Source organism: Janthinobacterium sp. GW821-FHT03C08, from assembly GCF_059420905.1.
In genome coordinates this window covers 1-12,191 of sequence record NZ_JBWKUP010000028.1, presented here as the reverse complement: position 1 = coordinate 12,191, position 12,191 = coordinate 1, and the positions used below count along the sequence as shown (strand labels likewise).

The 12,191-nt window shown below is 67.3% G+C and carries 12 protein-coding genes; 5 read left to right on the top strand and 7 right to left on the bottom strand.

Features of this window, described 5'->3' with window-relative positions:
* Nucleotides 1-21 precede the first annotated feature (21 nt).
* Nucleotides 22-276, bottom strand: coding sequence for a hypothetical protein (locus AC07VL_RS26845; protein ID WP_494808566.1), 255 nt, complete (start codon nt 274-276; stop codon nt 22-24).
* A 71-nt stretch (nt 277-347) separates the two neighbouring features.
* Between AC07VL_RS26845 and AC07VL_RS26840 the strand changes: the two genes are divergently transcribed.
* Nucleotides 348-1,379 (top strand): adenosine deaminase, encoded by a 1,032-nt coding sequence (locus AC07VL_RS26840; protein WP_494808565.1) that lies wholly within the window; start codon nt 348-350, stop codon nt 1,377-1,379.
* 23 nt (nt 1,380-1,402) lie between these two features.
* Complete coding sequence (locus tag AC07VL_RS26835) at nt 1,403-3,934, top strand: ABC transporter permease (protein WP_494808564.1); 2,532 nt, start codon at nt 1,403-1,405, stop codon at nt 3,932-3,934.
* 7 nt (nt 3,935-3,941) lie between these two features.
* Here the strand turns inward: AC07VL_RS26835 and AC07VL_RS26830 are convergent, their stop codons facing one another.
* Both AC07VL_RS26830 and AC07VL_RS26825 read right to left on the bottom strand, forming a co-directional pair.
* Complete coding sequence (locus tag AC07VL_RS26830) at nt 3,942-4,949, bottom strand: response regulator (RefSeq protein ID WP_494808563.1); 1,008 nt, start codon at nt 4,947-4,949, stop codon at nt 3,942-3,944.
* 3 nt (nt 4,950-4,952) lie between these two features.
* Complete coding sequence (locus AC07VL_RS26825; protein WP_494808562.1) at nt 4,953-6,284, bottom strand: sensor histidine kinase; 1,332 nt, start codon at nt 6,282-6,284, stop codon at nt 4,953-4,955.
* Between the two features lie 162 nt (nt 6,285-6,446).
* On the opposite strand from AC07VL_RS26825, the gene cqsA reads away from it, so the two are divergent.
* Nucleotides 6,447-7,691 (top strand): alpha-hydroxyketone-type quorum-sensing autoinducer synthase, encoded by a 1,245-nt coding sequence (gene cqsA / locus AC07VL_RS26820; RefSeq protein WP_494808561.1) that lies wholly within the window; start codon nt 6,447-6,449, stop codon nt 7,689-7,691.
* A 10-nt stretch (nt 7,692-7,701) separates the two neighbouring features.
* On the opposite strand, the gene AC07VL_RS26815 is transcribed toward cqsA, so the two are convergent.
* From AC07VL_RS26815 to AC07VL_RS26805, 3 genes are read right to left on the bottom strand one after another with little or no spacing between them, the layout of a single operon-like run.
* Nucleotides 7,702-8,169 carry a MarR family winged helix-turn-helix transcriptional regulator gene (locus AC07VL_RS26815; RefSeq protein WP_494808560.1) on the bottom strand — a complete coding sequence of 156 codons (468 nt, stop codon included), beginning with the start codon at nt 8,167-8,169 and terminating at the stop codon, nt 7,702-7,704.
* Between the two features lie 56 nt (nt 8,170-8,225).
* Nucleotides 8,226-8,573: a GIY-YIG nuclease family protein gene (locus AC07VL_RS26810; protein ID WP_494808559.1), complete on the bottom strand. Its 348-nt coding sequence runs from the start codon at nt 8,571-8,573 to the stop codon at nt 8,226-8,228.
* Between the two features lie 11 nt (nt 8,574-8,584).
* Nucleotides 8,585-9,853 (bottom strand): MFS transporter, encoded by a 1,269-nt coding sequence (locus AC07VL_RS26805; protein ID WP_494808558.1) that lies wholly within the window; start codon nt 9,851-9,853, stop codon nt 8,585-8,587.
* 143 nt (nt 9,854-9,996) lie between these two features.
* On the opposite strand from AC07VL_RS26805, the gene AC07VL_RS26800 reads away from it, so the two are divergent.
* Together AC07VL_RS26800 and AC07VL_RS26795 are read left to right on the top strand one after the other, a co-directional pair.
* On the top strand, nt 9,997-10,392 hold the full coding sequence (locus AC07VL_RS26800; protein ID WP_290607187.1) for a group II truncated hemoglobin: 396 nt from the start codon (nt 9,997-9,999) through the stop codon (nt 10,390-10,392).
* 5 nt (nt 10,393-10,397) lie between these two features.
* A complete protein-coding gene (locus AC07VL_RS26795) occupies nt 10,398-11,771 on the top strand; it encodes a DNA recombination protein RmuC (RefSeq protein WP_494808557.1) in 1,374 nt (457 codons plus the stop codon).
* Nucleotides 11,772-11,778: 7 nt separating this feature from the next.
* On the opposite strand, the gene AC07VL_RS26790 is transcribed toward AC07VL_RS26795, so the two are convergent.
* On the bottom strand, nt 11,779-12,191 hold a 413-nt coding region (locus AC07VL_RS26790; protein ID WP_494808556.1), incomplete at its 5' end, for a PEP-CTERM sorting domain-containing protein.

The window sequence follows — 12,191 nt, the reverse complement described above, 5'->3', positions numbered from 1 at the left end:
TTGCTCTAAAGGATCAGGAAGTCAAAAGATATGTCGTAATATCCTTAATACTTGTGTGTAAATTGTTGATTTGATTGGATAAATCATCAAATTTTCCAGCGTTTTCAATGAACTTTTTTCTGCCTCTTGAATCATCATACGACAATTCGCCAGCGTGTGCCGGGGCCGCGCCGCCGCCGGCCGCTGCCCCCTCGCCATGCCGCTGCCGCCGGCCCCGCGCCGGTGCGGCGCGCCATCTTGCGCTAAGATGCCTGCATGTTTGATGGCCGCCGCCACCGCGCGGCTCCTGCAGCGCGCCTGGCGCCTGCATGCCAGCATTATTTATCGACACCCTATAAGGAACTCCCATGATGAACCCCCAATTGCGCGCGATCGTCCGCGGCATGCCGAAAGCCGAACTGCATATCCATATTGAAGGCTCGCTGGAGCCGGAACTGATTTTCGCACTGGCCGAGCGCAATGGCGTGCCACTGGGCTATGAATCGGTAGAACACTTGCGCAGCGCCTATGCTTTTACGGATTTGCAGTCTTTTCTCGACATTTATTACGCTGGCGCAAGCGTGCTCTTGAAAGAGCAGGATTTCTATGACATGACGCAAGCCTACCTGCGCCGCGCCGATGCCGATAACGTCTTGCACACGGAAATCTTCTTCGACCCGCAAACCCACACGGCGCGCGGCGTGGCCATGGCCGACGTGATCAACGGCATCCACCGCGCCTGCCAGGACAGCCCCGTCAGCGCGTCCCTGATCCTGTGCTTCCTGCGCCACCTGAGCGAGGAAGAGGCGTTCGAGACCCTGGAAGACGCCTTGCCGCACCGCGACAAATTCATCGGCATCGGCCTCGATTCGTCGGAAGTGGGCAACCCGCCCGAGAAATTCTCGCGCGTATTCGCCCGTTGCCGCGAGCTGGGCCTGCACCTGGTGGCCCACGCGGGCGAGGAAGGCCCGCCGGCCTACATCCGCACGGCGCTCGATGATTTAAAAGTCGAACGCATCGACCATGGCGTGCGCTGCCTGGAAGACGCGGACCTGACGGCCCGCCTGGCGCGCGAACAGATCGCCCTGACGGTGTGCCCGCTGTCGAACACCAAGCTGCGCGTGTTCGACCAGATGCACGACCACAACCTGGTGCAACTGCTCGACGCGGGCCTGCTGGTGACGGTGAACTCGGACGATCCCGCGTATTTCGGCGGCTACATGAACGACAATTTCGACGCCATCTTCGATGCCCTGCCACTGGGCCTGGCCCACGCGCAGCGCCTGGCGCGCAACGGTTTCATCGCCGCCTTCCTGCCGCAGGCACAGAAAGACGCCTTCCTCGCCACCGTCGACGCGTATTTCGCGCAGCACGCCGCCGCCCACGGCGCCACGCAGTAAACCTTCATAAAGACCCGCCGCCCATGCTCCGCCTCTCCCTGAAAATGACCGGCCGCGACTGGCGCGCCGGGCAACTGCGTTTCCTGCTCGTCGCGCTGATCGTGGCCGTGGCGGCCCTGTCGGCCGTGGGCTTCTTCGTCGACCGCCTGCGCGCGGGCCTGAACCGCGACGCGCACCAGCTGCTGGGCGCCGACCTCGTCATCAGCGCCGACCAGCCCGTCAATCCGGCCTGGCGCGCGGAAGCCGCCAGGCGCGGCTTCATGCTGGCCGACACGGTGACCTTCCCCAGCATGGCGCAGGCGGGCGAGGGCGAGCAGTCGATCTCGCAACTGGCCTCCGTCAAGGCCGTCTCGCCCGGCTACCCGCAGCGGGGCAAGCTGAAAATCACCACCAAGCTGAGCGAAGCGCAGGACGCCGTGGGCCAGCCGACGGAGCAGGTGCCGGCACCGGGCACCGTGTGGGTCGATGCGGCCATCCTTTCCAGCCTGAACGCGAAACTGGGCGATACCCTGACCCTGGGTGACAAGGCCTTTACCGTGACCCAACTGATCGCGGCCGAACCTGACCGCGGCGCCTCCTTCCTCAATTTCGCCCCGAGGGTGATGCTGCCCCTGGGCGACCTGGCCGCCACGGCGCTGGTGCAGAACGGCTCGCGCGTGTCGTACCGGCTGCTGCTGTCGGCGCCGCCCGCCAGGGCCGGCGAGATTGCGCAATATCAAGCCTGGCTGGAAAGCCAGATCAAGGCGCAATCCATCAAGGGCGTGCGCATCGAATCGCTGGAATCGGGCAGTCCGCAGATGCAGTCGACCCTGGACCGCGCCGACCGTTTCCTGTCCCTCGTCGGCCTGCTGTCGGCCATGCTGGCGGCCGTCGCCGTGGCCATGGCGGCGCGCCGCTTCATGCTGCGCCACCTCGATGCCTGCGCCATGCTGCGCTGCCTGGGCTTGACGCAAAACCAGGTGACGGCCATGTATGTGATCGAATTCTTATTGGTCGGCCTGGTGGGCAGCGTGGTGGGCGTGATGCTGGGCTTCGGCGGCCACCTGGTGCTGCTGGAGTTGCTGGGCAAGCTGGTGCAGAGCGACTTGCCGCCCGTGTCCCTGCTGCCCGCGCTGCAGGGCGTGGCCACCGGCATGCTGCTGTTGCTGGGCTTTGCCCTGCCGCCGATTTTGCAGTTGCGCAATGTTCCCCATAACCGCGTGATCCGCCGCGAGCAGGAGCCGCCGCAGGCGCTGGCCCTGGCCACCTACGGCCTGGGCATCGCCGCCTTCGTCGTGCTGCTGTTGTGGCAGGCGGGCGACGTCAAGCTGGCCTTGCTGACGGCGGCCGGCTTCCTGGGCGGCTTCGGCCTGTTCGCCCTGGCCGGCTGGCTGGGCATCCGCTCGCTGAAGACCTTGCGCGGCCTGTTCCGGCACCAGGGCTGGCGCTTCGCCGTCACGTCCCTGCAGCGCCGTCCGGGCGCCACCGTCATCCAGGTGGTGTCGCTGGCCCTGGGCCTGATGGCCTTGCTGCTCCTGACGGTGGTGCGGGGCGACCTGATGGTGGCCTGGCGCAACGCCACGCCGCCGGACGCGCCGAACCGTTTCATGATCAATATCCTGCCGGAACAGAAAGACGCCATCGCCGCCCGCCTGGCGCAGGCGGGCGTGGCCAACGCGCCCCTGTATCCGATGATACGGGGGCGCCTCGTGGCCGTGAACGGCAATCCCATCACGGAAAGCACGTACGAGGACGACCGCGCCAAGGGCCTGGCCGACCGTGAATTCAATCTGTCGACGATGGCGACCATGCAGGAAGAAAACAAGCTCGTCGCCGGCAAGTGGTTCAGCGACCAGCCCGGCGCGCCGGCGGAAGCATCGGTGGAAGAGGGCATCGCCAGGACGCTCAAACTCAAGCTGGGTGACAAGCTGCGCTTCGACATCGCCGGCCAGCCCGTGGAGGCGGCCATCACCAGCTTGCGCAAGCTGGAATGGGGCTCGATGCGTGTCAATTTCTTTGTCATCATCAACCCGGCCGCCATGGCGGACACGCCGCAGACGTGGATCACGGCTTTCCACCTGCCGCCAGCGCAGGCGGACCTGGGCAACGCCCTGCTGCGCGAGTATCCGAACCTGACGGTGGTCGACGTGGGCGGCGTATTGAAACAGATCCAGGGCGTGCTGGACCAGGTGGTGACGGCCGTCGAATTCCTGTTTGCCTTCACCCTGGCGTCGGGCTTGCTGGTGCTGTATGCGGCCCTGATGGGCTCGCAGGACGAGCGCACGCGCGAAGCGGGCCTGCTGCGCGCCCTGGGCGCCACGCGGCGCCAGCTGGCGCAGGCGCAGCTGATCGAGTTTTCCCTCGTCGGCGCGCTGGCCGGCCTGCTGGCCGCCTCGGGTGCGGCCGCCATGGGCTGGGCCCTGGCGACGTACCAGTTCAAGTTCGCCTGGAGCTTCGCGCCCGGCGTGTGGGCCTTCGGCCTGCTGGCCGGCGCCCTGTGCGCCATCGCCGGCGGCTGGCTGGGCTTGCGCAACGTGCTGAAACATCCACCGCTGCAAACCCTGCGCGAAGGCTGATGGCTCCCTACGCGCTGACGCCGTCGCCCGCCCCCGCGCGCAGGAATTGCGCGTAGGACATAACCGGCTGGCCCAGCTGGTGTGGCGGCACGTCGAACAGGGCCCAGAAATACGTTTCGCGGCCCAGGCAGATGGTGGGCGCGGCGCAGTAGCGGAACCAGTTTTCGCCGATGTGGGCCGCATACATGCCGTCGCTGTCGGCGTCGGAAAAATACGGGATCACGCGCATTTCCAGCAGGGCCAGCAGCAAGGACTCGGGCGCGTCGCTGTCGCGCGCCATCTCGTACTGCGTGTGCAGGCTGCGTTCCGTCTCGATGATCATCAGCCTGGCGTGGCCGTCGCGCGTGAAAAACAGGATGCCGCTGGGATTCGGGAAAATATAGAATTCGACGAAGCCGTGGAGCCGGCACAGCTCGTGCACGACGGCGGCCAGCGCTTCGTCTTGCAGGAAACTATAGTCATGCAGCAATAGCAAGTCGCGCACGGTGTCCGACTGCTGCAGGAAGAATTCACGCTGCAGCGCATGGATTTCCTGTTCCAGGATGTCGAGCGCATCGTCGTCGCTCTTCTTGATATAGCGGTCGATCAAGCCCCGGTTGAAGGCCGTGACGGCCATCTTTTCATCGGCCGCCCCCGTAAACAGGATCTTCTTGCACGGCAGGTCGCGCACGGCCTGGCAGAATTCCAGGCCGTTCATCTGCGGCATCGAATAATCGACCACCAGCACGGACGGTATGGCAAAGCGCTGCGCCTGGCCGCTGATGCGCCAGATGCGTTCGAGGTCGATGGCCACGTTGTAATCGTGGGGCGCCAGGTTCTGCAGGTCGAAATTCACGTGCAGGGGCATGTCTTCCCGCTGGTTCGTCTGCTGCAGCCAGCGCAGGGCGGTGCTCGTGTCGTGGAAGGTCTTGCGCGCCAGCGCGGGATCGAGCTGGAATGCGAGGCTTTTCAGGAAGGAATCGCTGTCGTCGATCAGCACGGTCAGGGTCGGATGGGTGTAGACGGGCAGTTGCATGCGTCACCTCGCGCGGTGGATGGATGGGAAACGGCTGGAGCGGGTCGTGGCTGGGGCTGGCGGAAACTCCAGCACGAAAATGGCATACGCGCCTTCGCGCGACACGCAGCGGATGCGCGCATGCCACGCCTGCAGGATTTGCCGGCACAGGGCCAGGCCGATGCCGCTGCCGTTGTGCGCCGGATAGGAATAGAAACGGTCGAAGATCAGCGGCAGGCGGCTGGCCGCGATGCCGCAGCCCGTGTCGATGAACAGCAGGCGCGGCGCGGGCCGCGCGCCGTCGATGATGATGCGCACGCGGCCCTTGCCGGCCCGCTGGATGCCTTTGAGGGCATTGCGCAGCAGGTTCAGCAGGACCGCCGCGCACAGCTCGGACTGCCCGTGGAAGGTGAAGTCGACCCGCACGTCGACCTTGACGAGGTCGCGCTGCGCCGTGCTGCTGAACGGATAGCGGCGCAGGACGGCGGCGACGCTGTCCTGCATGGCCACGTTCTCGATCGCTTCGAGCTTGCGGTTGACGGCCGTGGCGCTGAGCAGGAACAGGTCGATCATGTGGTGCATGTGGCGCACCTCGAACTGGATGCGCGCCAGCGCTTCCTGGCTGGCCGCGTCCGGCGGCTGGCCTGGCGCGCCGGGCGGCAGGCCCCGCTGCAGCCAGCGCTGCAGGCCGCGCACGTTCGCCTCGACGCTGACGAGGGGCGTGCGCAATTCGTGCGCCACGCTGCCCAGGCCGGCGGCCAGGCCCGCCAGCTTTTCCTGCGCGCCCACGTGGCGGCCCACCTTGACGACGGACAGGACGGCAATCGTAAACCAGTGCACGGGCAATTGCTGCAGGACGTCGCGGCTGAGCAGGTAGGCCGGGTCGCCGCGCACGGCAAAGGCCAGGCAGGCCAGCACGGTGCCGCCCAGGTAGGCCAGCATGGCGATGCGCGTATCGAAATGGAACAGCACGATCAGGGCCACCAGCAGCGAATGCACCCACAGGGTCGAGGCGTGGTTCATCAGGAACATATACGTGAAGAAAAAGGGCAGCTCGAACGTCAGCCCCAGCAGCAGGTACACGCTGAACCAGGTATTGCTGAAGCGTCCCGGCCACAGCGCGGGCAGGAACAGCAGCGCCGCCACGGCGCGCAGCAAGGGCGATTCATATTCCTGCGGAAAGACATGCTGCCACAGCGCATAGTACAGGGGCATGCCCAGCGCGCCGATGACGGCCAGCGCGCGCACCTGGGTGCGGCGGATGGGCATGTGTTCGATGGCATCGTGGAAATGCAGGAAAGGCTGGAGCAGCCTGCCTTGCCAGCGTTTGTCGGAAGGGGACTGCACATGCTTCATGATGGGGGACACTTCGTTGAGGCGTATCAATGCAACATGATCGGCGTGTTCCTCCCATAAAAGATGCATATCGCCACAACTGTTGAGATGGATCAATCTCTTGCCGAATGGCTCGCGCATGTTGGACGCGGTAGTTCCCACCGCAACCAATCAGGAGTCCTTATGCCGAACGCCATTTTTCCCCTGCCATCGCCTGCCATCTCCGCCGAACAGCAGCTGCCCGCCTTCGTGCGCGCGCGCATGGACGAGCACTACGTCGAACGCATCGACAAGCTGCTCGGCGGCGAACACTTGCATGAATGGCAAGCCGTGCCGGCCGGCGCAGTCATGCTGGCTGGTAATGATTACCTGAACATCGCCGGCGAGCCGGGCCTGCTGGCGGCCCAGGCCCGCGTCCTGCAGGGCGGCGGCGCCATGCTGATGTCGTCCGTGTTCCTGCAGGAAGGCAGCCGCCAGCATCGCCTGGAACAGCGGTTCGCCGATTTTCTCGGCAGCGGGGCCTGCGTGCTGGCGCAGTCCGGCTGGGCCGCCAACGTGGGCTTGCTGCAAAGCCTGGCCGGCCCCGGCATCCCCGTCTACCTGGACATGCAGGCGCATGCCTCGCTGTGGGAGGGCGTGCAGTCGGCGCAGGCCGTGCCCGTGGCCTTCCTGCACAACGATGGCGCCCACCTGCAGCGCCAGCTCGACAAGCATGGCCCCGGCATCATCGTCGTCGATGCGCTGTACAGCACCAACGGCAGCGTGGCGCCCCTGCTGCAGATGGTGGAGATCGCCGAGCGCAGCGGCAGCATGCTCATCGTCGACGAGTCGCACTCGCTGGGCACGCACGGCCCGCAGGGCGCGGGGCTGGTGGTGGAGCTGGGCCTGGCCGACCGGGTGCACTTCCGCACGGCGTCGCTGGCCAAGGCCTTCGCGGGCCGCGCCGGGTTGATCACCTGCTCGGCCCGCTTCAAGGGCTACTTCCTGTCCGCCTCGCGGCCCGCCATCTTCAGTTCCTGCCTGCTGGAGCACGAGCTGGCGTGGTTCGACGCGGCGCTCGACTTCATCCGCGCCGCCGATGGCCGCCGCGCCGCCCTGCGCCGCCACAGCGTGCTGCTGCGCCAGGGCCTGGCCGACCTTGGCTACAACGTCAGCGACGGCACGGAACAGATCATCGCGCTGGAAGCGGGCAGCGAACCCGATACCTTGATCCTGCGCAAGGCGCTGGAACGGCACGGCATCTACGGCGCGGTGTTCTGCGCGCCGGCCACGCCGAAGAACCGCGCGCTGGTGCGCCTGACCCTGAACGCGGGCTTGCGCGACGACGAGTGCGCCCGCGTGCTGGCCGCCTGCGCCGCCATCCGCGACGAGACGGGCATGGCGCGCTGGCCGTCGACGCGGCGCCTGCGCAAGCTGGCGCTGGTGTAAGGGGAATGTATCAGCCGTTGGCGGGCTGGCTGCCGGCGATGCCGCCCAGCAGCAGGGACAGGGGCGCCAGTTGCTCTGTGCTGGCGCTGCCCAGCAATTCCTGCGCCAGCGCCTGCGCCGTCGCATCGGCGTGGGCCAGCAGGGCGAGGCCCGCTTCGGTGATGGCGGCATAGCCGACGCGGGCATCGCGCTGGTCGGCCTGGCGCGCCACGAGGCCGATCTTTTCCAGCGGCATCAGCGAGCGCGTGATGCCGGACGCCGTCAGCGCCAGGCGCTCGGCCAGGTCGATGCGGCGCAGGCGTCCGCCGGGCGCCCGCTGCAAGTGGTACAGCAATTGGTAATCGCTGAAACTGAGGCCGTGCAGATTGCCCAGGATGCTGTCGAAGCGGCGCACCAGCACGGCCTGGGCGCGCGCCAGGCGCAGGCAAAAGTCCAGCGCGCCGGCGCCGTCCGGCGACGGGGGAGGGTGATCGGTCATGTTTTCCTTGTGTTGGCTGCGCAGTGCTTGAGTGCGCAAGTGTAAAGCATGCGCGCTCAATACAGGGCCTGGCCTTGCGCCAGCGCCTGCTCGCGGTGCAGGGCCAGCAGGGCGTCGAGCTCGGCCTGCGCATCGAAGGCGGGATCGTCCGGCACCTCGACGGTATCGATGATGGCCAGGCGGAAGGCGGCCGCGCCGTCGCGCCGCCAGTCCGCCTGCAGGCGGGCGTTGCGGTGCGTGCCCAGCGCCAGTTCGAAGCGGTGGCGGTTCAGCGCGCCAGGCGCGTTGTGGCTGCATTCGAGCAGGGTGCGTCCGCTGGGCAGGTGCTGCAGGGCGATGATGCCCAGGGCCGGGGCCTGCTGCCGGTAGGCCGCTTTCAGGGCCGCTTGCTGTGTTTTATCCATGGGGAACTCTCTCAAGGTGATGCTGCGGACGTGCTGCCCGCGATGCGGGGGATGTCGGTCAGGAGGGTGGCGGCCACGGCGGCGGCCAGCAGCAGGGCGCCGCCGCCGCAGAACAGTTCGCCCACGCTCAGGTGGCGCAGCAGCGCGCCCGTGGCCGCCGCCGACAGCGGCGCCAGGCCCAGGAAAATGCCCATGAACAAGGCCATGGCCCGGCCCAGCATGGCGGGCGCCACGCGCCGCTGTATCCACGTGAAGATGGCTACCTGCAAGTAACCGGACAATAGACCGGTGGCGGCCAAGAGGGCCGCGCCTTGCCAGGCGCTGCCGATCTGCCCCAGCGCCATCAGCAGGCAGGCGACGATGGCGTCGGCGGCCAGCAGGGTGGCGCCGAAATGCCGGCGCAGCCAGGCGCCGCCCAGGCCGGAGGCCAGCATGCCGGCCAAGGTGCCGGCGCCGTGCGCGCCCATCAGCAGGCCCAGCGCCGAGGCGCCGTGCAGGCGCTCGCTGGCCAGCACGGGCAGGGCCACCTGCAGCGGCCCCATGACGAAGAAGGCCACCAGCGCCCAGTAGGCATAGCAGCTGCGCAGGGGCAAGTCGCGCCACACCGTGGCCAGGCCCGCCGCCATGTCGCGCCACATGGCTTGCGGCGCAGCGGGCGTCGCCGGCGGCCGCAGGGTGACCTGCCGCAAGGTCCACGCGGAGAACATAAACGTCAGCGCATCGATGGCAAAGGCGGCGGCCAGCGCCGCCATGGCGGTGTGCTGCCCGGTACCGCGGGCGCCCAGCACGAGCGCCGCCAGCAGGGGACCGGCCAGCAAGGACAGCTGGCGCACACCCATCTGCAGGCCATTGGCTTTCTGCAACGATGATGCAGGCACGGCTTGCGGCAGGATGGCTGTGCCGGCCGGGATGCCGAAGGCGGACGCGATGCCCAGTGCCAGCGCGGCAGCATACGCGAGCGCCAGGCTGGCCTGGTCCAGCCACAGCATCCCGGCCAGGGCCAGCAGGATGGCGGCGTTGAGCAACTTGCTCAGCAGCAGCACGCGCCGGGGCGAATGGCGGTCGGCGATGGCGCCGCCCAGCAAGATAAGCAGGGCGCGCGGCGCGCCCGTCAGGGCCACGGCGATGCCCAGGCTGAGGCTATCGCCCGTCAGGCCCAGCACCAGCCAGGGCAGGGCCAGCATGGTGAACTGGTCGCCCAGCATGGAGACGAGGCCGCCACCGAGCAGCCAGCGGAAGTTGGTATTGCGCAGCAAGTGCGTGTCTGTGGTGGCCGGCATGTCCGTCTCATTCGTGGTGAAAAATTGCATAGTAGTTGATAAAAGCTTGAGTAGTCAAGTATGTTGCCATTTAATGTGGCAAGGAATGGGGCAGGCAGCGCTGCGCCGCATGGGCCACCGGCGCTTGCGCTATCATGGCGGCCATGACTGATACCACTGCCCCTACCCTGTACGAGACCATCGGCGGCGCCCCCGTGCTGCGTGAAATGGTCGACCGTTTTTATGACTTGATGGAACTGGAGCCGGAGTTCGCCGGCATCCGCACCATGCATCCGCCGTCCACGGACGGCTCGCGTGACAAGCTGTATTTCTTCCTCACGGGCTGGATGGGCGGCCCGGACTTGTATATCGAGAAATTCGGCCATCCGCGCCTGCGCGCCCGCCATTTGCCCTACGCCATCGGTACCAGCGAGCGCGACCAGTGGCTGCGCGCCATGGCCTGGGCCATGGAAGACACGGGCATCGAAGAATCCCTGCGCGTGCGCCTGATGGAATCGTTCTATCAGACGGCCGACTGGATGCGCAACAAACCTGACTGATATCCATGAGCCCTATCGAGTTCTACAGCCTGCTGGGCGCCGCCATCGCCGCCATCGTCCTGTTGCTATTGATCTTGCTGCGCCCCCGTGGCGCGGCCGGCGATGGCGCCACCACCCTGGCCCTGGTGCAGCAGCACCAGCAGCAAAGCCTGGAGCGCATCGACCGGGTCGAGCGCGAAGTGCGGCTGCAGCTGCAGGCGTCGGCGCAAGCCACGCGGCAAGACCTGGCGGCCAGCCTGGCGCAATTCCAGGCGGCGACCCTGCAGCAGCTCGACAGCCTGCGCACGCAGATGCAGGCGCAGGGGAAAGTCGGGCGCGAGGAGCAGGCGCAAAGCCTGGCGCGCTTTGCCGACAGCACCAACCAGACCCTGGCGCAGCTGACGGAATCGAATGCGCAGCGCATGCTGGAAGTACGCGCCACCCTGGAAAACAAGATCCGCGACTTGCAGGCCGACAATGGCGCGCGCCTGGAAGAGATGCGCAAGACGGTCGACGAAAAACTGCACGCCACCCTGGAGACGCGCCTGACGGCCTCGTTCCAGCAGGTGTCGGAACGGCTGGAAAAAGTCCACCAGGGCCTCGGCGAGATGCAGCAGCTGGCGCTGGGCGTGGGCGACTTGAAGCGGGTGCTCACCAACGTCAAGACGCGGGGCACGTGGGGCGAGGTGCAGCTGGAAATGCTGCTGGAGCAGGTACTCACTGTCGACCAGTACGCGAAGAACGTGGAAACGGTGGCGGGCAGCGGCGCGCGCGTGGAATTCGCCCTGAAGCTGCCGGGCCTCTCCGACGGCGGGCCGCCCGTGTGGATGCCCATCGATGCGAAGTTCCCGAAAGAACAGTACGAGCGCCTCGTCGAGGCGGCCGAGCGGGCCGATGCCGACGGCGTGGCCTTGGCCGGGCGCGAGCTGGAGCGGGCCGTGCGGGGCGAGGCGAAGACCATCGCCGACAAATACCTGGCGCCGCCGCACACGACGGATTTCGCCATCCTCTTCCTGCCCACGGAAGGCCTGTACGCGGAAGTGCTGCGCCGCCCGGGCCTGGCCGATGAATTGCAGCGCGTGCACCGCGTCAGCATTGCCGGGCCATCCACTTTGACGGCCCTGCTCAACAGCCTGCAGATGGGTTTCCGCACCCTGGCGCTGGAAAAGCGCTCGTCGGAAGTGTGGCAGGTGCTGGGCGCCGTGAAGACGGAGTTCGGCAAGTTCGGCGACGTGCTGTCGCAGACCCGCCTGACCCTGGAAAAGGCTGCGAAGAATATCGAAAGCGCGGAAGTGCGCAGCCGGCAGATGGCGCGCAAGCTCAAATCCGTGGAAGCCTTGCCGGGCGAGACGGCGGCCTTGCTGCTGGGCGGCGCCGGCGACGCGGCCGAGGGCGACTAGGACCGGCCTAGCCGCCGGCCTGCGCTGCCGTCGTCTTCCTGCGGCGCAGCACACCGTGGGCAACGAGGGCCAGTCCTCCCAGCAGCATGGCCCAGGTGTGCGGTTCCGGTACGGCCGGCAAGACATTCGGGCCCGTGGGCGGCAAGGTGGGCAGGATCACGGTGGGGGGCACGATGATGCTGCTGCCCGTCGGGCCAGGCGGCAGGCTGCCCCCGCCGCTACCGCCGCCCCCGCCGCCGCCCATGCCGGCCGGCGCCCCGATGCCGCTGACGGTGCGCACGTAATCGAAGGGCAGGACAGGCGTGCCCGACACCTCGGGCGGCATGGCGCCGCCCGTGAAGGAACCGCCGCGCAAGGCGTCGGGATTGTCGAGCACGGGCACGCCGGCCGCGGCCGCGGCAGGGGCGGCCGGCGCGGCGG